General features: G+C 67.4%; 19 protein-coding genes. 8 read left to right on the top strand and 11 right to left on the bottom strand.

Annotated features, from left to right (window positions below; all coding sequences use genetic code 11):
* Window positions 1-132: 132 nt before the first annotated feature.
* Window positions 133-903, bottom strand: a complete 771-nt coding sequence (locus tag AB0B96_RS22705) for a hypothetical protein (protein ID WP_362901502.1) — start codon at window positions 901-903, stop codon at window positions 133-135.
* Between the two features lie 455 nt (window positions 904-1,358).
* Here AB0B96_RS22705 and AB0B96_RS22700 point away from each other — a divergent pair, with 455 nt between their 5' ends.
* The gene (locus AB0B96_RS22700; RefSeq protein WP_362901500.1) at window positions 1,359-2,588 is read left to right on the top strand and encodes a cytochrome P450; all 1,230 of its coding nucleotides are present in this window, start codon (window positions 1,359-1,361) and stop codon (window positions 2,586-2,588) included.
* A gap of 276 nt (window positions 2,589-2,864) precedes the next feature.
* Here AB0B96_RS22700 and AB0B96_RS22695 read toward each other — a convergent pair whose 3' ends face one another.
* Window positions 2,865-3,296, bottom strand: a complete 432-nt coding sequence (locus tag AB0B96_RS22695; protein ID WP_362901498.1) for a DUF397 domain-containing protein — start codon at window positions 3,294-3,296, stop codon at window positions 2,865-2,867.
* Window positions 3,296-4,135 (bottom strand): helix-turn-helix transcriptional regulator, encoded by an 840-nt coding sequence (locus AB0B96_RS22690; protein ID WP_362901496.1) that lies wholly within the window; start codon window positions 4,133-4,135, stop codon window positions 3,296-3,298. The genes AB0B96_RS22695 and AB0B96_RS22690 overlap by 1 nt, the downstream gene beginning before the upstream one ends.
* 218 nt (window positions 4,136-4,353) lie before the next feature.
* On the opposite strand from AB0B96_RS22690, the gene AB0B96_RS22685 reads away from it, so the two are divergent.
* Window positions 4,354-4,884, top strand: a complete 531-nt coding sequence (locus AB0B96_RS22685) for an ATP-binding protein (protein ID WP_362901495.1) — start codon at window positions 4,354-4,356, stop codon at window positions 4,882-4,884.
* Window positions 4,885-5,017: 133 nt separating this feature from the next.
* On the opposite strand, the gene AB0B96_RS22680 is transcribed toward AB0B96_RS22685, so the two are convergent.
* The gene (locus AB0B96_RS22680; RefSeq protein WP_362901522.1) at window positions 5,018-6,388 is read right to left on the bottom strand and encodes a PHB depolymerase family esterase; all 1,371 of its coding nucleotides are present in this window, start codon (window positions 6,386-6,388) and stop codon (window positions 5,018-5,020) included.
* A gap of 953 nt (window positions 6,389-7,341) precedes the next feature.
* On the opposite strand from AB0B96_RS22680, the gene AB0B96_RS22675 reads away from it, so the two are divergent.
* On the top strand, window positions 7,342-9,228 hold the full coding sequence (locus AB0B96_RS22675; protein ID WP_362901494.1) for a ricin-type beta-trefoil lectin domain protein: 1,887 nt from the start codon (window positions 7,342-7,344) through the stop codon (window positions 9,226-9,228).
* Between the two features lie 399 nt (window positions 9,229-9,627).
* Here the strand turns inward: AB0B96_RS22675 and AB0B96_RS22670 are convergent, their stop codons facing one another.
* Window positions 9,628-9,798 carry a helix-turn-helix domain-containing protein gene (locus AB0B96_RS22670; RefSeq protein WP_362901493.1) on the bottom strand — a complete coding sequence of 57 codons (171 nt, stop codon included), beginning with the start codon at window positions 9,796-9,798 and terminating at the stop codon, window positions 9,628-9,630.
* Window positions 9,798-9,947 (bottom strand): transposase, encoded by a 150-nt coding sequence (locus AB0B96_RS22665; protein ID WP_362901491.1) that lies wholly within the window; start codon window positions 9,945-9,947, stop codon window positions 9,798-9,800. Before AB0B96_RS22665 ends, AB0B96_RS22670 begins: the two co-directional genes overlap by 1 nt.
* Before the next feature lie 101 nt (window positions 9,948-10,048).
* On the opposite strand from AB0B96_RS22665, the gene AB0B96_RS22660 reads away from it, so the two are divergent.
* From AB0B96_RS22660 to AB0B96_RS22650, 3 genes are all read left to right on the top strand, one after another.
* Entirely contained in the window at window positions 10,049-10,651 is a 603-nt protein-coding gene (locus AB0B96_RS22660) for a hypothetical protein (RefSeq protein ID WP_362901489.1), read from the top strand.
* A gap of 236 nt (window positions 10,652-10,887) precedes the next feature.
* Window positions 10,888-11,862: an ankyrin repeat domain-containing protein gene (locus AB0B96_RS22655; RefSeq protein ID WP_362901487.1), complete on the top strand. Its 975-nt coding sequence runs from the start codon at window positions 10,888-10,890 to the stop codon at window positions 11,860-11,862.
* A gap of 303 nt (window positions 11,863-12,165) precedes the next feature.
* Window positions 12,166-12,927 (top strand): Mut7-C RNAse domain-containing protein, encoded by a 762-nt coding sequence (locus AB0B96_RS22650; protein ID WP_362901485.1) that lies wholly within the window; start codon window positions 12,166-12,168, stop codon window positions 12,925-12,927.
* A gap of 215 nt (window positions 12,928-13,142) precedes the next feature.
* Here AB0B96_RS22650 and AB0B96_RS22645 read toward each other — a convergent pair whose 3' ends face one another.
* The 4 genes from AB0B96_RS22645 to AB0B96_RS22630 form a co-directional block, all read right to left on the bottom strand.
* Window positions 13,143-14,504, bottom strand: coding sequence for a family 16 glycosylhydrolase (locus tag AB0B96_RS22645; protein ID WP_362901483.1), 1,362 nt, complete (start codon window positions 14,502-14,504; stop codon window positions 13,143-13,145).
* Between the two features lie 380 nt (window positions 14,505-14,884).
* Window positions 14,885-16,189 (bottom strand): aspartate--tRNA(Asn) ligase, encoded by a 1,305-nt coding sequence (gene aspS / locus AB0B96_RS22640; RefSeq protein WP_362901481.1) that lies wholly within the window; start codon window positions 16,187-16,189, stop codon window positions 14,885-14,887.
* A gap of 333 nt (window positions 16,190-16,522) precedes the next feature.
* Window positions 16,523-17,680 carry an acyltransferase gene (locus AB0B96_RS22635; protein WP_362901479.1) on the bottom strand — a complete coding sequence of 386 codons (1,158 nt, stop codon included), beginning with the start codon at window positions 17,678-17,680 and terminating at the stop codon, window positions 16,523-16,525.
* Window positions 17,677-18,318 carry a TetR/AcrR family transcriptional regulator gene (locus tag AB0B96_RS22630; protein WP_362901477.1) on the bottom strand — a complete coding sequence of 214 codons (642 nt, stop codon included), beginning with the start codon at window positions 18,316-18,318 and terminating at the stop codon, window positions 17,677-17,679. The genes AB0B96_RS22635 and AB0B96_RS22630 overlap by 4 nt, the downstream gene beginning before the upstream one ends.
* A gap of 110 nt (window positions 18,319-18,428) precedes the next feature.
* Between AB0B96_RS22630 and AB0B96_RS22625 the strand changes: the two genes are divergently transcribed.
* Both AB0B96_RS22625 and AB0B96_RS22620 read left to right on the top strand, forming a co-directional pair.
* Window positions 18,429-20,081 carry an MFS transporter gene (locus tag AB0B96_RS22625; protein WP_362901475.1) on the top strand — a complete coding sequence of 551 codons (1,653 nt, stop codon included), beginning with the start codon at window positions 18,429-18,431 and terminating at the stop codon, window positions 20,079-20,081.
* Window positions 20,082-20,693, top strand: coding sequence for a helix-turn-helix domain-containing protein (locus tag AB0B96_RS22620; RefSeq protein WP_362901473.1), 612 nt, complete (start codon window positions 20,082-20,084; stop codon window positions 20,691-20,693).
* A gap of 42 nt (window positions 20,694-20,735) precedes the next feature.
* On the opposite strand, the gene efeB is transcribed toward AB0B96_RS22620, so the two are convergent.
* On the bottom strand, window positions 20,736-21,989 hold the full coding sequence (efeB, locus tag AB0B96_RS22615) for an iron uptake transporter deferrochelatase/peroxidase subunit (protein ID WP_362901471.1): 1,254 nt from the start codon (window positions 21,987-21,989) through the stop codon (window positions 20,736-20,738).

The raw sequence follows: 21,989 nt of genomic DNA, 5'->3' as shown, positions 1-21,989 counted from the left end.
CACGTGTTTCCGGTCACGCCGCCCGCTCCCCGCCGCTCACGACCACTTCGCGCCTGGTCACACGGACCCGGGCGAAAAGCCGGACGGCAGGCGGCCTCGCGCCGCCTACCGTCCGGCCCTGACGGGTCTTCTTCAGGACGGGCGCGGTCCTGCCAGGAACTCGCCGACCTGGACGACCGCGAACTCGACCTGGCTCTGTCCCTCCTCCCAGTTGGCGATCAGCGTGCACCCCTGCTCGGCGAGCAGGTCGCCGCCCGACCGCTCGGTTCGCAGGTACATCAGTCCCTCCTCGCCCTCGGTGCAGAAGAAACTCAGGTGGGCGGACAACTCGGGTGGCGTGAGGCCGGCCAGCGCCTCCTGCCACTCCTCGGCCGCCTCGGTCTCAAAGGGAAGAAGGCTTTCCGGGCCCGTGCCGAGCGCGGTGGCGACCCGCATCGCGTCGAAAAGCGTGCCGTCCGAGACCAGCCGCGGATAGCAGACGGTCCACGTGTCGCGCAGATCGGACGCGGCGAGGTCGTACCGTGCGGACAAGGAAGCCAGGTCACCGCCCAGGACGAGCCGACCCGCGAAGCACGCCGCCGCGAGATCCGCCTCGAACTCCGGCGGCAGCCCGGTTTTGTCGAACTCGAAGACCGACCGGCTCGCGTCGAACTCCGGCAGCGGCTCCTCCAGGTCGAAGATCGGGCAGTCCCAGACGACCGGCTCGGCGCCGCGAAGGGCCGCCGGGGTCACCCAGGCGGTGTCCCGCGCGAAGCCGAGCTCGTTGATGAGGTCGCCGCCGAAGAACGTCGCATAGACGGCGTCGGCGTCGAAACTCGCCAGCGGACGGCCGAGCAGGATCTCGAAGGCGCCGGTCAGCTGTTCCCGCCATGGGCCGGAAACGGTGGTGGAAGCGGATTTCATCCCGGGACCATATAGGCCAGGACCGTCATTCCACCCCGGGTCCGTCGGAAGCGGACCGGATCGTCAATCTGGTCGTCGGCCACGGGGCCTATGCCGAGCTCACGCAACGGAACGTCGACGCCGGGCACCTGCGGACCTGCAGGGGAAAGACGGCACACAGCTGAGACGTGCGTCACACCCGGCTTCCTGTCACGTATGGCCGGGCTACCCGGTCAACTGTGTGCAGGACATCGACCATCACCTTCGTCAACGCCTGCGACCGGATCAATGCCATCGGCCGGCCGCCTTGAGCACCACCAACCCGGCCGTTCGGCCAGGACCGGATCACTCAAGACACGGCCTAAGACAGACCCCGCCATTCCGCATCGGACCGACGTGGCGAGGCAGAGCGACCCAGTGTGCCCGTGAGGTCGCCTTCTCTCTGCTTCGCCGCCACGACCTGAAGGAGAAGACGCATGTCCCAGCCTCTCCCGTTCGTCATCGATCCCACCGGTGCCGACCGGCACGCCGAATACCAGGCCCTGCGGGCTCGTGGTCCGGCCACCCCCGTGGACATCCTCGGCCTGCGCGCCTGGGCGGTCACCGACCCTGCCCTTCTCAAGGCCCTGCTCACCAGCCCCGACGTCTCCAAGAACGGCCGCGCTCACTACCCGGCCTTTCAGCAGACGATCGGCACGTGGCCGCTCGCCCTGTGGATCGAGGTGCAGAGCATGCTCACCGCGTACGGCGCCGACCATCGCAGGTTACGGCGAATGATCGCCCCCGCCTTCAGCGCACGCCGCATCGCCGAACTGAGGCCGACCGTCCGATCCCTGGTCACCGAGTTGGTCGACGCCCTGGCCGCGCTGTCCCACGGCCAGGTGGTGGACCTGCGTGAGCGGCTGGCCTACCCGCTGCCCATCGCCGTGATCGGCCACCTGATGGGCGTACCCGAAGACCAGCGGGACGATTTCCGGCAGCTCGTCGACAACGTCTTCGACAGCACGCTCACGCCTGAGCAGGCCAAGGCCAACACCGCACGTCTTTTCGAGGCCACCGACCAGTTGATCGCCACCAAGCGCGACAACCCCGGCGACGACATGACCTCCCTCCTCATCGCGGCACGCGACGAGGAGTCGGACGGCGCCGGCCTCACCGATGTCGAACTGCGCGACACGATGATTCTGATGATCAACGCGGGGTACGAAACGACCGTCAACGTCATCGACCAAGCCGTCCTCGCGATGCTGACGTCCCCCGGCCAGCTCCACCTCGTCCGCACCGGCGAAGCCACCTGGGAGGACGTGGTGGAGGAAACCCTTCGCGCCGAGCCCGCCATCAAGTATCTGCCGCTGCGCTTCGCCGTGACCGACATCAAGCTGCCCGACGGGCAGGTCATCGCCGCAGGAGACCCCATCCTCGCCGCGTACGGGGCCGCCAACCGTCACCCCGACTGGCACGGGCCGGACGCCGACACCTTCGACGTCACGCGCAAGGTGAAGGACCACCTGGCGTTCGGCTACGGCGTGCACTTCTGCCTCGGCGCTCCACTGGCCCGCCTCGAAGTCGCAGAAGCCCTGCGTCAGCTCTTCGAGCGTTTCCCCGCCATGTCACTCGCGACACCGGCCGACACATTGCGTCCGATACCCACCCTCATCAGCAACGGTCACCAGGAACTCCCCGTACACCTACACGCCGTCGAGTAGCACGGCCGAGTACCACCACCTGCTCCGAAACCCCGGACAGGGACCCCGAAGCACCGGAGCCACCTTCGTCGTCACCACTTGCGTCTCGGTATCCGTGCGAACTCATGGCATCGTGAGAATCTGAGCCCGAGGCGACCATGCGGCGATGCTTGCGGCGAGTACTCGTAGACGGGTGAGAGTCCCCACAGCAGCGGGGACCCTCACCTCAAGCGGCCACCGGACAGAACCAGCGGATCTCAGATGAAAACTCGCCTTAGCCTGCGGAGTCTGATCAGCTCAGGCGAGGTGGTCGAATTCGCCGTCTCTGGCTCCGGACAACCACGCGTTCCACTCGCCTGGAGTGAACACGAGCGTTTCCTCCGTGGGGGTGAGACGCATCGCTATGTGGGCGTCGACGAACGCGATCGACAGGTGGGTGTCGCCGGGGTTGGGAGTGGACAGCCATTCGGCGGCGGCCAACCCGAGGGCTGCTGCTGCCGGTTTGGGCAGGTGGGATGGTGTTTCGGGAAGTTGAGAGGGCAGGTCGTAGGAGCCGTTCCGCGCCTCGGTCACCAGGGATCTCCAGGCATCGGGGGTGCACAGGAGCCGGGGTCCTTCCGGGTTCTTGGAATCGCGGATGGCGACCCCGGACGGCATCGGCTTCATCTGGACACACTGCTGGCCACTGCCGCTGTAGCTGCTGGTGATCCAATTCTGATCATCGGTCATCAGATCGCCTTTCTCACGTCCTTGATCAGCGTCACCGACTCATCGGGGGCGAGGGCTTTCTCACGCGCGACCTCGACGGCCCGGTTATATCGGGCGACGTCACCGGGTGCCTCCACGAAGATATCTCCGAAAAGTCCCTCCAGATAGGCCACGGGAGGGTCTTCCTTGTCAGGAAAGTCCAGAATGGTGAATTCGCCGTCCAAACCGGAGTAACTGCCTGCGGCGAGAGGGACGACCTGAAGGGTGACCGCCGGGTGCGCGGCGACGTCGATCAGATGGTCGAGTTGGGCGCAGGCGATCTGGGTGCCGCCGATCTTTCGCCACAGGATGGCTTCGTTGAGGATGACGCTTATCTGGGGCGGTTCGGCACGAGTAAGAAGTCGGCGCCGGGTGACCCGCGCCTCGACACGTCTGCGGATCTCCTGCTCGGAGCCGTCCAACAGGGTCCCCGCGATCAGGGCGTGGGCGTATTCGGGGGTTTGCAACAGTCCCGGAATGTTGTGAACAAGGAAGGTGATCGCTGAGGCGTCGTCCTCCAGGACGAAGTACGACCCACCCTTGTACATGTCGCTGTAGGCCAGCCACCAACCGCGCTTCCATGCCTCTCGGCAGAGCTTGCCGAGCGCTTCGGCCTGCGGGGAGGCTACGCCATAGACGCCGAGGAGCAGTTCGAGGTCTTCCAGAATGAGGCGGCTCTCTCCGTTTTCGACGCGGTAGATCTTCGAACGAGACCAGCCGAGTCGTTTGGCGACCTGTTCTGGGGATAGGCCAGATTTCTCACGAATGCCGCGTATTTCTCGCAGGAGCCGGCGTCCTCGGACCGACAGGCTGTATCGCATTTTCGTCACCTCTATGTCCGCTTATGTGATGACTTCTCGTGAACGCTGCTTGACGCTTCAGTCGCGAATTTGGGATTTCTCATCAATCAGCAGTTGCGGATTGAGGAAGTCTCGCATAATGATAGCCAACACAGCACGCTCCGTAGCGAGAAAGTCACGCTGAGCCCTGGCGGGCTCGACTGCGGAACTGCCTTCGTTCCCACCCGTTAGGAGCAACGATGCTCATCGAGCATGTTCCGGACCCCGGCGAGTACGGCAGAGCCCACAACCGCTTCCGAATGGTCGCCTGGTGCCTGCCTCCCGGCAACGCCGCCCGGCGGGCCCGGGAGTTGTTCCGCGACCAGCTGACCAAACAGCTCCCGGACCCCGACGTGCTCGACGACCTGGAGATCGTCGTCTCCGAACTCGTCACCAACGCCACCCGCTACGCCCCCGCCCCCTACGAACTACGCCTCCTGCACGACCACAACCTGCCCGTCCGCGCAGAGGTCGTCGACGCCGGAGCAGGCACCACCCTCATCGACCACCTCCTACGCCGCCCACCCACCGTCCCCGAACACCTCGACGACCTCGAACTCGGCGGCCGGGGCCTGCGCATCGTCACCGAACTCACCCACGGCCACTGCGGCACCCAATGGACCCGCCTGTGCGGCACCGGCCAACTCGGCACCGCCGTCTGGTTCGACCTCCCCACCAACCCTCAACCCCCAGACCTCCGGGGCAGCCGGGATCGTCCCCCGATCCCCTGACCCCGGAGCCGGTCCACGCCCACCACTCCCCGTCCCAGGCGTGGACCACAACGGAGGCCGACGTCCACGGACCCGCTTTTCCCTGGTCCGGGACGTCGGCCTCCCCATCCCCGCAGCGTCGGGGACGCGTCGGTCAGATCCGCGTCCACTTCTGGTTGGTGGCGCCGGTGCAGCTCCAGATCTGCACCCTGGTGCCGTTGGCGGTGCCGTATCCGGAGACGTCCAGGCACTTGTTCGCTCCGACCGCGGTGATGGTGCCGTCGGCGTTCAGGCGCCACTTCTGGTTGTTCTGCCCGTTGCAGTCCCAGATGATCACCGCGGAGCCGTCGGCGGTCCCGGCGCCGTTGACGTCCAGGCACTTGCCGCCGTAGACCCGCAGCTCACCGGCGGCGGTGGAGGTCCACCGCTGGTTGGACTGCCCGCTGCAGTCCCAGATGTGCACCGCGGCACCGTTGGCCTGCGAGGCGCCGACCACGTCCAGACACCGCCCCGACCCCACACCCCGCAGAGCACCCGTGCCCCCCGAAGGTGACGGCGACGGGGACGGGGAGATGGACGGTGAGGGGGACGGCGTGGAAGAGCCGCCGCCGTCGAGGCCGAGGAAGGTGATGGCATAGGCGAGCTGGCCGCTCATCGGCAGCTGGTGGCCGACCCCGCTGATGCTGATCCCCTCCACCGTGGCCTGGGCCGAGGTGACGCCGTACCTGGTCCGGGTCCAGTTCGACTGCGGACGGTCGGTGAACGCCGGAGTCTGGCTCAGCCCGTGCAGGTTCGTCCACTGCTTGATCTCTTCACCGAAGTTGTTGTAGTGCAGCGTCGTGTCCGTGCTGCCGTGCCACAGTTGCATCCGCGGGTATCGCCCGGTGTATCCGGGATACATCGACCGGGCCTGGTCGCCCCACTGCTGCGCCGTCTTGATGAGTTGCCCGCCCGAGCACTGACTGTTCCACAGCGATCCGTTCGTGGTCGCGAAACACCCGGCGGGAACTCCGGAGAACGCCGAACCGGCGGCGAACACGTCCGGATACTGGGCGGCCAGCACGTTGGTCATCATCGCCCCCGAGGAGAACCCGCTGACCACGATCCGTTCCGGGTCCACGTTGTAGCGCTGTCGCGCCCAGGTGACCATCGCCATGACACCGGTGGAGTCGCCGCCGCCGTCGCGCCGCAGCGCGGCGGGGGTGGACACATCAAAGCATTTCTCGCTGCGGGTGACCTCCGGAACCACGATGACGTATCCGTACCTGTCGGCCGCGGTCACGTAGTCGTGCCCGTTGCCGTTGAAGATCGCGCCGGCCGACCCGCCGCAGTAGTGGGTCAGCACCAGCAGTGCGGGCCGTGCCGCGACCCTGTCCGGCACGTAGATGTACATGTTGAGGTTCGTCGGGTTGGTTCCGAAATTCGTCACCCGGGTCAGGGCCGCGGCGGACGCCGACGGTAGCCCGACGAGAACTCCGGCGGAGGCCAGGCACAGGACGACGGCCGCCAGCACCGCTCTGATCATGCGTTTCACTCGTTCGCCTTTCGTTTCCGGTCGACCCGCGCCGGTTGAACCCGCTGCTCCTCACCGGGACACCACGAAGGGACGCATGGCGAAGCGAGGTTGTGGATGTCGACGTGGACCGCCATGATGCGGAGGGCCGCGAAGCGCCTCCACACTGCGCCCGTGTGATCCGGCCACAGAGGTTCCGGAAGGAGCGCGTCCCCGGGGCCTCGCCTCTAATTACGGTCGGAGTCACGAGGCCCGTCAAGACCTTAAGCCTGCTTATTTCACCATTCGCACACCGAGGGTCCGGCCACAGTTAGCCGTTTTACCCCTTCAACAGCGGTGATGCCCAGCCCCACAGGTATCCGCGCCGACCATCCTCATATGAACCGTTCAGATATGTCGTACTCATCGGACAGCGTGGGCCCCTGAGGCAACCCCGCGTCGAACCGTGCGGGTTCGAGCGGCCGGGCGCACTTCGCCGTGGAGTGTTCTCCTCCGCGGCCGCACCCCGGGCAGGGACTCCGCGATGAAACTTTCAGCCATCCGAAGATCGACATGGTCCCGGGTCCGGCTCGCGCCCCGATTTCCTGCAACACCGTATGACGTGATCATTCTACCGACGGCCGTCGGATCGGCTCCTCTCCCGTGCACCCGTCGGCGGGCCGTCATCGCCGGTCCGCGACGACCTGCGTCATCCCGTGGATTCCGGGCCGGATCATCGAACCGATTCGCCTCAACCACCGAATCCGGGGCTGAGCAGGACCTGGCCGACGTACAACAGAGGTCAGCAGCGCCCGAAACCATACGTTTACTTCTATAACACACGTTGTTGACATCACTGACAGCGAAATCTAGGCTGCGGTCGAATCGATTCGACTTAGGGACATCCCGGTTTTCGAGCCCCCACCCCCCACGAAGCCATTCCACTCACATGTGCGCGCAGCACTCACGAGTGAGGAGAGCCGAAGATGAACGTTGGCGACATCGTCCGCCGAGCCCGACTGTGGCGTCTCACGCCATCGCTCCCAGCCCATCCGCCCCGCCCTCACGCGTCTGAGACGCCAGAGGCGGACATCACCCCCGGCAGGCGGCACAGAGGCCGCCGCGCGATCGCCGCCTTTCTCGCCGTCGGCGCCCTCGTCGCGGGCCCCGTCGTGACGTCCGCCACGCCGGCCCAGGCCGCGGACCAGTCCATCGCCGTCGACTTCTCCGCCGGCGGTGGCACTCCGACCTACCGTGCCTCCGGCTGGATCTACGGCATGACCGAGAACGCGTCGGGCCCGCCCAACCAGTACTTCACCGACGTGAAGTTCCGGTACATGCGGGCCGGTGGGGCACAGCTCGACAGCCCGGGTGGCTGGGTGTCGGGCAAGTACGACCGACGGTGGAACGCCACCCGTGCCCAGTTGCTGCGCACCCGGTCACTGGGCGGGGAGTTCATCCTGCTCGTCCACGACCTGTGGGGCGCCGACGGCTACCCGATCTCGCGCTTCCCCGGCGACAACGGCAACTGGACGGACTACGACAACTTCCTCACCCGTCTGATCAACGACGTGCAGGCCACCGGCGCCCCGGTGCAGTGGGACCTGTGGAACGAGCCCAACATCACCCTGTTCTGGAACCGCCCGATCTCCCAGTACCTCGAACTGTGGCGCCGCACCTACCAGCGCGTCCGGGCCGCGTTCCCGACGCAGCTCATCGTCGGACCGAGCTGCGCGTGCGTGCCGTCCACCGGCCACGCCTTCTGGAACCAGTACCTCGACTACGTCAAGGCCAACAACGTGGTTCCCGACATCATCAGCTGGCACTCCCTGCCGGGCGACCCGGTGGCCAATGTGGCGGCGGCCGACACCACGTTGAACTCCCGTGGCATCCCGCACCCGCGGCCCTACCAGATCAACGAATACGGGGCGTCCAACGAGCAGAACCCCGCCGACGGCGCCTGGTACATCGCGCGCCTGGAGCGGGCCGGCGCCGACGGCCTGCGCGCCAACTGGGCGGGCGGAGGAAACCTGCACAACGACCTCGGCAACCTGCTCGTCCGCAACTCGTCGGGCCAGTACCAGCCGAAGGGCGAATGGTGGGCCTACCGCTTCTACGGCTCGCAGACCGGCCAGATCGTGTCCGTCACCCCCAGCGCCTCGTACGACGCGTTCGCCACCAAGGCGGCGGGGACGGCCAAGATCCTGGTCGGCGGCGGCACCACGACCGGCAACATCGCCGTCAACCTGCGGCGCCTGGACGCCACCAGCGGCATCGTGGAGAACAACCAGGTGAGGGTCGTCGCCGAGCGCATCCCCTACAACGGCGGCGGCGCCGTCACGGCCCCGGTCACCGTCCAGAACTCCGTGGTGACCCTGTCCGGCAACGGCACGACGGTCAACCTGCCGCACACCGCCATCGACGACTCCTACACCGTCACGCTGCTGCCCCCCTCCTCCGACCCCGGCCCCGGCCCCGACCCCGGGTCGACGTCGGTGTTGCGCAACGTCAACGCCGGCCGATGCCTGGACGTCCCGAACGCGACCACCACCAACGGCACCCAGCTCCAGCTGTGGGACTGCGGCAACGGCACCAACCAGCGCTGGACCTCCACCTCCGGTAAGCAGCTGCAGGTGTACGGCAACAAGTGCCTGGACGCCTCCGGCCAGGGCACCGCCAACGGCACCCAAGTGATCATCTGGGACTGCAACGGCGGAACCAACCAGCAGTGGAACATCAACGGCGACGGCACCATCACCGGCGTGCAGTCCGGCAAATGCCTGGAGGCGAGCAACTTCGGGACCGGCAACGGAACCAAGGTGCAGCTGTGGTCGTGCACCGGCACGAGCAGCCAGAAATGGACCAGGAGCTGACCCACCGGCACGTGGAGTGCCTGGACTCCATCCTGACCTGGCCGCGCCTGCCATCGCGGCGGAGACGACGGTGAGAGGCCCGGCGGCGAGATCCTTCTCGCCGCCGGGCCGGTTGAGGGGCACCGTCGGCCATCAGGAAGTTCTTCCAGGTGAGCGGTCATTCTCCAGGGCCGGAGCTCGTGGAACGCGTCGTGGGTGAGCGGGATCTGTCCAAGAGTGAACCGCTGCAACAGCGCCGCCGCATTCCCGGGATGGTTGCGGCGCACCGCCAGCCAGGCCGGCCCGCTGCCGGGCTGCTCCATCCCCCTGAGCAGGTCGAACAGGGGCCTCGGCTCCGGGCGGATGCGGCCGGTTCCATGTCGGCCGGAGTGCAGGAGGGGATGTCGCAGAGCGCGGACATCACCTGCATGGACAGCCGTTGGGAGTGCCGGAGACCAGGCGATGGACCTGAGAGGCCGACAGGTCGATGCCGCGCTCACGTAGGAGCGGCACCAGTTCGGTGGCCGTGTAGATGCGCCGGCCGGCCATGATCTCGCGTAGTTTCCAGGTGTAGTCGACCTTGCGTTTCATCATTTGTTCCCCGTCTGGTCCTGGAGTGCGGCGGCGACGGCGGCGTCTAGGTGCCGCGCGATCGACGTGATCGTCCGCTCGCCCTCCAGCACCATGCGGACGGCTTCTTCCTCGAACTCCAGCGAGAACCGCCTACGACGCCTCGCCACACACCTATCCCTTCCAGGTTGTGGATTAGCAAATCCTGATTGAATGCCGTCCCGTACCCTTGGTACGGGACGGCATTCACCCTATTTCCGAAAGGAGAAAAATGGCTAGTCGCCACCTCTATGATTTGCTTGAGGCTCATTGGGGAGGACCCATTGACACCTTCGCTGCCGTGTGGAGCGAAGGCCTCAGTGTAGAGGAAACCGCTTCCAGGATCGAGGCTGACCTCAATAGCGCATACAACGTCACTCTGGCTAACCTGGCAGAAGGGTTCGAGGGTGATCAAATTCCCGATGACTATGAAGGGATAGTACTGATTGGGAAATTCGAATCGTGGTCGCTAACTCTTCAGCTACAATGGTTAGATGTAACCGAAAACAAGGTATTGTCCACACTATCACGCGATGGCGGTTACGCAATTGGCATTAACTGGCATAGCGGGGGCGATAATCATCGCATCTTCCATGCAGTTGACGGGTTGACAGTCGACGATGCTCCCATGATGTATATTCCCGAGTCCCTAAAGCCTTACGCTCACGGACTAACAATGCCGGAAGACTGGGACGTTCCTGTTGACCAGGGATCCCCAACGGAAGAAATGGTTACAACAAGCCTGATCCTCATCGGCCGAATAATCGGCCGAGAGATTGACCAAGAATGGCTTGAGGTCCCACACATGAGGTTTATTATTCGCCGAAATATTTGACTGATTTACTTTTAGCGCCACCTGGTTGCCGAGGCATTCAAACGGACATAGACGGCACTAGCAACGCATTCGCCTCCACAGTAGTCCAATGGAAAAATGTTTTCCGGCAGCGTAGCGTCGAGCCATTAAATTCCACCTCGACCCTCTGTCTTTCAGCAGAGGGCCGAGGCGAATCGGCGGCTAGTTCGAATATGACACAATTGCCTTATACGTGAAATGCTAATCCGAGGAGCGTCATGACGGATTTCGGGCCTACGGGATGGTCTGGCATCAAGGGTTACGGCTGGGGTGATCTTGAGGCGGTTCGCGTTAGGCTAGGAGCGGGCGCCGACCCGAACTCGGGCGTCTACGCCTTCGGCGGCTACGACGGAAAGCCGTTGCACCTCGCGGCCGAATGGGGAACCCCTGAGTCAGTGACCGAGCTCGCCCGTCGCGTCGACGACGTGGACGCCGAGTACGACGACCGGACCGCCCTGTGGGTGGCTGTCTTCGCCCGCCGTCTGGATAACGCCCATGTTCTGGTCGCCGCCGGAGCGGACCCGTGGCGGCCCATGATGGCGGGATGGTCTCCTGGACGGCTCGCCCTCGCCGGTCCGGCGCCCGACCTGTTCCCCGTCCTCGCAGGGCACCCCGGCCTGTCCCCTGCTGAGGCCGCGACGGTCGCGGAGGCACGACGCTTGATCGCCGCGCTGGGGAATGCCGGCGAAGAGACCGTGGGCGTGGCGTGCGTGGCGAACATCACCGCCAACGAAGCCGCCCGGCGGATGGAAGCCCAGCCGGTTGATGAAGCCGATATCGAGGCGGTCCTGGATGATCCGTGGTCTAATCCCGATGGCAGCCTGGGAATCGTCGGGGTCACCGACGTTCCCGGCGGATGCGTCGTCACCCAGCCATGGGGATACGCCCCCTCCGCTCCTGAAGTGATCCTGCCGTTGTCGGTGGGAACGGTCTGCTACAGCATGTTCGCCAATCCCAAGAGCGGCAACCAAGGAGCTGTGAGTCGCGACGGCGTCCTCGAGGACTCGGATACACATCCCGGTGGCGGCGACGCCGGTGGACACCTGACAGCTGACGAGATTCTCGCTGAGTACCTATACCAGGGCCAGGCCGTAGCCTATTGCTGCGCTGCGGCGGGACTGCGAGTGCCCGACGCGCGGGCCGTTGTCGGCCCACCGGATCTGTGGTTGCGGCTGCCAGAACGAGATCGTTGAAGCTGGAGCGACCAGTCGGCCTTGGCGGCGTCTGTCAAGGCTGCTTAAAATCCACCTGCGGCACCTACTTCGTCGAGAACCGCCTACGACGCCTCGTTACACACCTACCCTCTTCCAGACTTCTGGCGGCTTATAGCGCCAACTGCCCGGAACTTGTAGGTCACCTCAGCTGGGTAGTCATTAGCGCGGTCTCCTGGATCAACGCCCACGAAATCCAACCGAGCGACGTGCTCTGTCGAGCGGTCCCGCGAGCCGTCGTTTAATGCGTGTCGGGACTCCTGGGGCGGATGGCATGCTGAAGGTGTGAGCGAATCCGATCTCCACCTGCGTATCGCCCCCGAGTTGCTGCTGTTCCTGCCCGCGCGACGGCGACGCGAGTGGCAGCGGGTGACACCGGACGGGACGTCGACTCTGGGCCATGTCGTGGAGTCGATCGGCGTTCCGCTGCCCGAGGTGGGGCCGCTGATCGTCGAGGGCGCGGAGGTCGGCACGTCCTATCAGCCCGTCGCCGGTGACGTGGTCCACGTTCACGCCGTGCCCCGCCCTCAGCGGGTTCCACTCGAACCCGGCCAGGACGCGCCCCGGTTCCTGCTCGATGTCCACCTGGGCACTCTCGCGCGACGGCTCCGGCTGCTGGGCGTGGACGCGACCTATCACAACGACATGGACGATCCCTCCCTCGTCGCCGAGGCGAACAGGGAACGCCGCGTGCTGCTCACCCAGGATCACGGCCTGCTGTGCCGCCGGGCGCTCTGGCTCGGCGCCTACGTACGAGGCACCAAGGCGAACGACCAGCTTCGCGACCTGCTGGAGCGGTTCGCACCGCCGCTGCGGCCGTGGACCCGCTGCAGCGCCTGCAACGGGGAGCTGGCCCCCGTCGACAAGAGCGAGATCGACCGCCTGCTGGAGACCGGGACGAGGCGCTCCTACGACGTCTACGGCCGATGCTCGGAGTGCGGGCAGATCTACTGGCGTGGCGCGCACAGCGAGCATCTGGAGGAGATCGTACGGTCGGCCCTGCGCACGACCCGCCAGGAGTCACAGGTCGGCGGGGAGTCGCGCTGAGGCGGGCCGGAGACGGCCTGCCCGGTTGTCGCCGGTCCCGGTCAGCTGGATGTCGCGGCGGAGTATGAGAGCTTCCGGTCACACTGCGGGATGTCGCGGCGCGGCATGAGGGCCTTCGGGGTGCCGCGCTGCGGATCTCGCCGATCCGCACCGGCCCCGAAGGCCCTCACCCCACTACGGCCGCCCCGCACCGGACCGGTGCGGGGACGACACTTCTAGCGCTGCCAGACGCGCACGTAGTCGACCTTGAAGTCGGCCGGGAAGGTGGTCGAGGCGTCCGGGTCGCCCAGCCAGCCGCCGACCTGGAAGTTGATCCGCAGGTGAAACTTGCGCTTGTAGCTCGCGTCGGAGCCGAAGGTCTCCTTCAGCCAGGCGGGCGTGTTGCCCTCCCGGCGCCAGATCTCCTTGCCGTCGATGTACCAGCGGATCACCCCGGGCTCCCACTCGGTGGTGTAGGTGTGGAAGCCGTCGCCCGGGTAACCGCTCGGGAAGGTGTAGCGGAAGTCGCTCTTGGTGGGCGTGTAGTCACGGAAGATCGCGGCGGTCGCGGCCTTGTAGTACTTGGCACCGCCGGGAAGCTCGGTGACGTCGATCTCGCCGTTGCCCCCGTCGTCCGGCCTCATCCAGAAGGCGGGCCACAGACCCGTGGAGTTGGTCGGCCCGTTCGGCGACTTCGCGCGCACCTCGAAGCGACCGTAGGCGAACGATGCCTTGCCCTTCGTGTCGAGGTAGGCGGTCGTGTAGTGACGGGTCGTGCCGGCGCACTTCCAGTCTTCCTTGAGTGCCCGCACCGTCAGGATGCCGTCGCGGACGAACTGGTTCTCCGGCCTGCTGGTGATGCAGGCGCGGTCGTAGTCCACGGAGCTGTCCTTGGGGTTCCACTTCTTGGTGTCGAGCGCGGTGCCGTCGAACTCGTCGGACCAGACGAGCTTCCACCCGGGCGGGTTCGTGGAGGTCGCCGTCGGTGTGGCGGTCGGCTTCACGGTCGGTGTGGCCGTGGGCGTGACGGTCGGTTTCACCGTCGGCGTTGCCGTGGGCTTCGCGGTCGGCGTGGGGGTGGCCGTGCCGCCCGTGGTGTAGGTGACGACGAGGCGTGGCCGGATCGCCGCGTTGGAGTTGTCGGCGGAGGCCCAGTAGGTGCGGGTGTTCCTGGTCGACTGGCGGACGGCGAAGGTCACCGCGCCGTTGCCCGTGACGGCCGAGGAGACGTCCCAGGCGTTGTAGCCCTTGGTGACCGCGCTGGAGGAGTCCAGCGCGGAGCCGAGCGTCGGCCTGCTCTCCCAGGTTCCGGCGGCCGAGGCGCCGCCGCTCGCCTTGTGGGCGGTGGTCGTGGTCGCGGCGAAGGCGTTCCAGGAGTACAGCTCCAGGCGGGCCTTCACGTTGCTGGCTCCGGCGGGAAGGCCGGCGACCGTGAAGGCGACGACCGCTTGCCGCTCTCCGGCGGAGTTCCCCTCGCAGGACTGCGGGCAGGTCGCGAGCGTCGTCTTGGCGCTGCCGTTACCGTCCTGGGACACCTGCGAGTAGGAGGTGTCGGCCGACGGCTTGATCGTGACGCTCGGCGCCGCCGCCGAGGCCACGCCACCTCCCCAGATCGTGACGAAGGCACAGGTCGCGGTGAACGCCGCGACGAGGTGCCTTCTCGGGAGTCGCGAGCCTCTCGGCCGCGAATCTCCCGATCGTGAATCTGTCATCTTCTTCCCCCATTGATGTCATCGAACCGCTGCTGCAAGCGGTCCATGATCATGTGAACGGGATGAAGATAACAGCGAAAATCAGGGTCTGTCGTTTTTTGAAAATTTGGACGGTTCCATTCTGATACTGCCGTTCACCAGCATCTTTGACGGAAATCTCACCCTGTCGGTCAGCTCTCCTTCGCCGCGCAGGAGTGACGAACCGCCGGTAGGTGCGGGTGGCCGACCGGCCTCCCGCACCTCCGCCACGACGGAGAGCGAGTCGTCTACGGGGCGAGCCGGTGCAGGTCCCGGGGGAAGAGCGTGACCTGGCGGATGTTCTGCACGTCGAGCAGGCGTGCCATGAACCTCTCCAGTCCGAAGGCGAAGCCACCGTGCGGCGGCATGCCGGAGCGCATCGCGTCGAGATATCCCGAGTACGCCGACAGGTCGCTCTCACCACGCGCGGTCAGCGTTCGCACGTAGTCGTCGTGGCGGTGCATCCGCTGGCCGCCGCTGACCAGCTCCAGGCCACGGAATATCAGGTCGAACGCGCGTGAGTGGCCGGGGCGCGCCGGGTCCGGATGGGTGTAGAAGGCGCGATGCGCGGTCGGGTACCCCTCGACGAACACGAAGTCCGAGCCGTGCTCGCGCGAGGCCCACTCCCCGATCCAGCGCTCGTGCGCCGGTGCGAGGTCGGGCTCGTCGGTGATGTCCTCGCCGGTCGCCTTGCCGATCATCTCAAGGACGTCGGAGAAGTGCACCACCACGGGGTTCTCCGGCAGCACGGGCATGGTGACGTCGAGAAGCTCGAGCGAGGGACCGGCCGCCGCCCGGATACCGGCCAGCATGCCCGCGACCGTCGCGTGGCACGCGGCGATGACGTCGCGGTGGTCCTCGACGAAGCCCATCTCGGCGTCGAGGGACGTGTACGACGCCAGGTGGCGGGCGGTGTCGCTCGGCTCGGCGCGGAAGACCGGTCCGACCTCGTAGACCCGCTCGAAGACGCCGACCATGATCTGCTTGTAGAGCTGGGGCGACTGCGCCAGGTAGGCCGGGCGGCCGAAGTAGTCGAGTCGGAAGACGTTGGCGCCGCTCTCGGTCGCCGCGCCCACGATCTTCGGGGTGTGGATCTCGACGAACGACATGGCTTCGAGCGCCGCACGGAAGCCGCCGACCGCGGCCGCGCCGATGCGGTGGACGGCGGCGAGCTTCGGGTGGCGCAGGGCGACCGGCGCGTGGTCGAGCATCGTCGGCAGGCTCACCCGCAGGTCGGGCCGATAGAGGTCGAACGGGACCGGTTGCGCGGGGTCGGTCAGTGCCTCGATCACCGGCGAGGTGATCTCGACTCCGCCAGGCGCGGACCGCTCGGCGGTGACCGTGCCGACGACGGAGACCGTCGTCTCCTCCGGCAGGGCCTCCAACTGGGCGCGGACGGTTTCCTCCGACACCACGACCTGGGTCAGGCCCGTGGCGTCGCGCAGGATCAGGAAGGCGACCGACTTCAGGAGTCGGCGGCGGTGAATCCAGCCCGCGACGTGTACGGTCTCACCGACGTGCGCGGACAGCTGGGTGGACAGGATGCGTTGCATGGTGGTGACCTCCTTGAGTTCGCAACGCGTCCCCTGAGAGGCGTGGGCGAGCGGGATCCTCGCGGTACCACCACACCTTCGCCACGCCGCCGGTTGGTGCGGCGCGGCCTCGGCAAACCCGTGACGTGGGCGATTCGGCGGGGCTCTACTGGGCCCGGAGGCCGTTCTTCCCCGCAGCTCGGAAGGGTCTTCGCGCCCCGGCCGGAGTCCGCCTTCGCAGCTGCCGGCGGCTCTCTCCGACTCCGGTGATCGAGGCTCTACTCGTCTTCGTCATCGCTGTTGATCGCCACCTTATCCGGCCTCCCTCGCACCTGCCCAGCTCATTTACCCGGTTCAGAGCACCTTGCGCGCACCGGGCAGGGCGCGGACCAGGTACGCCGTCGCCCAGCAGAGCGGCAGCGCGAGCGCGGTGAGCAACGCGCCCTTCGCGACCGCGGGCGCCTGCACGTCGCGAAGTGCGTACCCCAGGGCGACGAGCACCACCGGATGGATCACGTAGACGGCGTAGGCGTGCGCCGACAGGAACCGGCGGCGGCGCCCCTGGTGGCCGAGCCGCTCCCGGAACAGCACCAGCAGGCCGAGGATGACGCCGACGGCGAGCACCGACTCGCAGGTCGCCGCTGTCAGGGACGCCGGGGTGCCGTGGCCCAGGATCCCCTCTCCCGCGAAGATCAGGCAGAGGACGAGCACGACCGCGGCGACGGCCGCGACGGCGAACCCGGCCCGGCCGGCCGTTCTGGACAGGCCCTCCAGCCAGCCGCGCCTGGCCGCGACCAGCCCGACGACGAACAGTGCCACGTACTGCGGCAGGTAGGCGGGTGAGGGCAACCCCAGCACGGAGATCCCCATCGGCACCACGATGCGCCACAGGTAGGTGACGAGGGCCAGCCCGACGGTGAACCCGACGATCGCGACGGCACCGGGCGCTTGGCCCATGGCCGGGGCCGGTTCGGGTGCGCGCCGGTCCTCGCCGGTGAGGTGCCGCCAGAGGACGTAGAGCACGCTGAACACCAGCAGCACCTCGACGAACCACATCGGCCCGGGTGTGAACGAACTCAGGTAGAACTCCCAGTAGGGCAGCTCACTCCCCCGCTGGACGGCGGCGTCCCTCGCGGCGGTGTACCGGCCGACGGTCGCCAGGGGGCGGAGCAGCAGCAGCCAGAGCAGCAGCGGGACTCCCAGGCGCAGCAGCCGCTCCTTCAGGAATCGCCGGGTCCCCCTGCGGTCGTAGGAGCCCGGCACGAAGAGCCCCGAGACGAGGAAGAAGGCGCCCATGAAGAACGCCTGGTTGAGCACGAGCAGGATGTCCAGCAGCGTTGCCGAGGAGTCGGCCGGGGGTTCGACGTAGTACCAGCGCGGCACGTTGCTGTAGGCGATCACGGAGTGGTGGACCACCACGAGTGCCATCAGGGCGGTGCGCAGGTTGTCGACGTGGAGGAGCCGCGGGCGGGTGCCGGACGGCGTGGCCGGCCGGTTGACGGACTGTGTCATCGATTCGACGTCTCTCCGCGAGGTTCGGCCCGAGCGGCGTGCTCGAACAGGTCCGCCAGTTCTTCGGCGTGCGCTTCCAGGTCGTGGTCGGGGTGGGCCACCCAGTAGGCGAACATGTCGTCGATCGCGGCCTGCACGGTGACGGACATCACGCGGGGGTCGAAGGAGCGGAACTCGCCGCTTTCCTGGCCGCGGCGGAACAGCGCCTCCCGCGCTTCGTAGATCGGCTCGTTGAAGGCGATGCCGTAGCGCGGCCTGCCGTCGGGGGTGCGGAGGTTGTTGAAGATCTCTCCGAGGGCGAGCAGTTGGGCGCGGTGGCCCCGCATGTACTCGGCGACGGCGCGGAAGCTCGCCCGCAGCTCGCCGGCGACCGTGGTCTCCTTGTCCGTCCGCGGCAGGACGAAATCGGCGATCTCGTGGTAGACCCGCTCGACGATCTGCTCCATCACCTCGGTCTTGCCGGCGAAGTGGTACGAGATCACGCCCTTGCTGATCCCGGCGCGCTCGGCGATGCGCGCCAGCGAGGTGTTGGCGTAGCCCAGCTCGGTGAAGGTCTCGATGGCGCTGTCGACGATCTGCTTGCGGCGGGCCTCCTCGATGAACGATTTTTGGCCACCCGACTTATTTTTTGGCCGCATGGTCAAAAAATAGTGCGAACGGCCAGAGGCCGCAACCCGACGGGTCGCGGAAATTCGGGGACAGGACGCGTCCGGGTAGATAGCCACATCGTGTTGCTATAGTTCGCGACATGTCGTCGCCAAATTCTCGTCAAAGTTGGCTGCCTCTCTTCGTGCTCGCGGTCGGTGTGTCGATGATCGTCATCGACGCGACGATCGTGAACGTCGCCGTTCCGGCGATAATCGACGATCTAGGGCTCACGGTCACCGACGTGGAGTGGGTCAACTCCCTCTACCTGCTGGTGTTCGCGTCCCTGCTCATCCCGCTTGGCCGCATCGGTGACCAGCGCGGCAGGCCGCAGCTGTTCGCCGCCGGCATCGTGGTCTTCCTGGTGGCGAGCCTGCTGGCGGCGATCGCGGGAAGCGGCGCGATGCTGATCGCGGCCAGGGGAATCCAGGGAGTGGGCGCCGCGATGGCCACGCCCATGACGCTCGCGATCATCAACTCCACCTACTTCGGCAGGCGGCGAGTGATCGGATTCGCGATCTGGGGCTCGATCATCGGCGGTATGGCCGCCATCGGACCGCTGGTCGGCGGCTGGCTGGTCACCGACTACGGCTGGCGCGCGGCGTTCTGGATCAACCTGCCCATCGGAGCGCTGGTCCTGCTCGGCGCACTGCGAATCCCCGCCTCCCGTGAGGATCGGGCCACCGGCCACGACCCACTGGGCATCGTGCTGATCGTGCTGGGCATGTTCTCCATCGTCTTCGGCCTCATCGAGGGGCAGAAGTACGGCTGGCTCACTCCCCTGCGGGCCGCCGAACTCTTCGGACTGCGGTTCGAGGAAGTCTCCCCCGTGCCCTTCGCGTTCGGCATCGGCATCCTGGCCATAGCCGTCTTCATCCTGCTGGAGCGGCGACGCAGGCGGGCCGGGCGTCCCGTGCTGATCGACCTGACGCTGTTCACCCTGCCCGGCTTCCGCTACGGCTCGATGACCGCGATGATCGTGGCGCTGGGCGAGTTCGGCGTGATCCTGGTGCTGCCGCTGTTCCTGCAGGCGGCGCTCGGGTACAGCGCGTTCACCGCCGGTCTCGTCATCGCCACCCTCGCCGTGGGCACCTTCCTCGCCGGCGGCGCGGTCCCCGCCCTGACCAGGAAGGTGAGTTCACGGACGGTCGTGCAGATCGGCCTCGCCCTGGAGGTCGTGGGCGCCATCGGCCTCGGACTCTCCCTGGAGGCCGACATGAGCGTGTGGCGGATCGTGCCCTGGATGGTCGTCTACGGCTTCGGCATCGGCTTCGCCACGGCCCAGCTCACCAGCGTGCTGATGGCCGACGTACCCGCCCGGCAGGCGGGCCAGGCTTCCGGCTTGCAGAGCGCGATCCGCCAGGTCGGTGCGGGGCTGGGGGTCGCCATCCTGGGCGGCGTGCTGGTCACCGGACTCGGCTCGTCGGTCGAGAAGACCATGGCCTCCTACCCCGAGCAGGTCCGCACGAGCGTGGCGAACGCCGTGCGGGAGAGCGGTGGCGCGGCCATCCCGGGGCTGAGCGATCCTGCCGTCCACACGGCGGCGGTCGCGGGTGCCACCGAGGCGACCCGCAGGGTGCCGGTCATCACCGGGCTGATCCTGCTGGCCGGGCTCGGCTTCACGTTCCTGCTCCCGCGTACCGCCGCTCCCACCCGGGGCCGTGATGGCGCGGGCGGGGAAGAAGACGGGGAGAATGACCGTGACGGAGCGGGGACGCCCGAGCCGGACGGCGGAGGGCGCCGACAGGAGGTGTAGATGCCAAGGATCAGCGCGGCGACCGTCGCCGACCACCGAGCCAATCAGCACGCCGCCCTGCTGGAGGCGGCGCGCGAGATCCTGGCCACGCGGGGTGTGCACGCGCTCACCCCGGCGGCGGTGGGTGCCCGGATCGGCCTGGCCCGATCGAGTGTCTACCGTTATTTCTCCTCCACCGCCGACATCCTCGCCCAGCTCACCGAGGAGGGCTTCCCCCGCTGGGCCGGCCGGCTGCGCGCCACCGTGGCGGCCCCCTCGCCCGGCGGATCGGCCACCCCACTCGACGAGCGGCTTCTGGCGTACGGCAGGGTCGCGCTGGAGTTCGTCGGCAGTACCGACTACGCGCTGGTCCCGGCGGTGCAGACGCTCGGACTGCCGGCCGAGTGCCTGACGCGACTGGAGGAGTTGCACGCGTCGCTCATCGAACCGCTCTGCGAGGTGCTCCGTGAGGCGGGATACGACCACCCCGCCCTGCGGGCCGAACTCGCCTGGGGCGTCCTGCGCGCAGGCACCCGACGCCTCGCCTCGGAGTCCTCCGGCGAGGCCGGCGCGAAGGACACGACCGAGATCATCGAGATCACCCTCGACATGTTCTGCCGGACCCTGCGCTGACCTTCCACTTCACCGGGTGCGCTCCAGCCCTGGTCCCGGTGGTCAGGCGAACAGGGCGCGGCCCCAGTAGTCGCCCGCGTCGCGCACGCCCGGCGGGCAGGCGAACAGGCCGCTGGAGACGTGCTTGATGTACTCGTTGAGGGAGTCCTTGCCCGCCAGGGAGCGCTGCACGGTGACGAACTGCCGGTGCGGGTCGCGCTGGTAGGCGATGAAGAACAGCCCGGCGTCCAGCCGGCCCAGCCCGTCGGAGCCGTCCACGTAGTTGTAGCCGCGGCGCAGGAGGCGGGCACCGCCGTTGTGGGACGGGTGCGCGAGCCGCACGTGGGCGTCGTCGAGGATGAGCGGATTACCGTCGGCGCCCTTCGCCTCGAAGTCGATGGCGTCGAACTCGTTCTTCCCGCCCAGTGGGGCGCCCTCGCCCTTGTCCCGGCCGAAGATCTGCTCCTGCTCGGCCAGCGGCGCCCGGTCCCAGGTCTCGATCATCATCCGGATCTTGCGGGTCACCAGGTAGCTGCCCCCGGTCATCCAGTCGGCGCCGTCGCCGGGGCCCACCCACAGCTGCTCCTTCAGCAGCTGCACGTCCTCCAGCTTGAGATTGGCCGTGCCGTCCTTGAACCCCATCAGGTTGCGCGGCGTCGCCTGCGCGCGCGAGGTCGACGAGGTGCGGCCGAAGCCGAGCTGGGACCAGCGCACCGAGACCCGGCCGAAGCCGATCCGCGCCAGGTTGCGGATGGCGTGCACCGCCACCTGGGGGTCGTGCGCGCACGCCTGCACGCACAGGTCGCCACCGGAGATCTCCGGCAGCAACGCGTCACCGGGCAGGTGCGGCAGGTCGGCGAGCGCGGCCGGCCTGCGAGAGGCGAGCCCGAACCTGTCGTCGAACAGCGACCCGCCGAAGCCGACGGTGAGCGTCAGCCCGGAGGCGGGCAGGCCGAGCGCCTCGCCGGTGTCGTCGGGTGGCGCCTCGGGCTGGCCGCCGATCGCGCCGAACGTGCCCGCCTCCTGGCCCTGCGTCATCCGCGCCGCCGCGGCGGTCCACTCCTGCAGCAGCTCGGCCAGTTCCGCCTTCTTGTCGGTCGTCACGTCGAAGGAGACGAAGTGCAGCCGGTCCTGTGCCGGGGTGACGATGCCCGCCTGGTGCTCACCGTAGAAGGGGACGGCGTCGGAGACGGCGGCGACCGTGGTGGGCGCCGGCTCGCCGCCGATCCCGCGTACCGCGACCACACCCGCGCCGGCGGCCGCCACACCGGCCGCCCCCATGCCGAACAGTTTCCTGCGGCTGATCCGCTCGCTCAC

This window comes from Streptosporangium sp. NPDC049046, from assembly GCF_040649155.1.
Classification (GTDB): Bacteria; Actinomycetota; Actinomycetes; order Streptosporangiales; family Streptosporangiaceae; genus Streptosporangium.
This window is presented reverse-complemented; position numbering and strand designations above follow the sequence as displayed.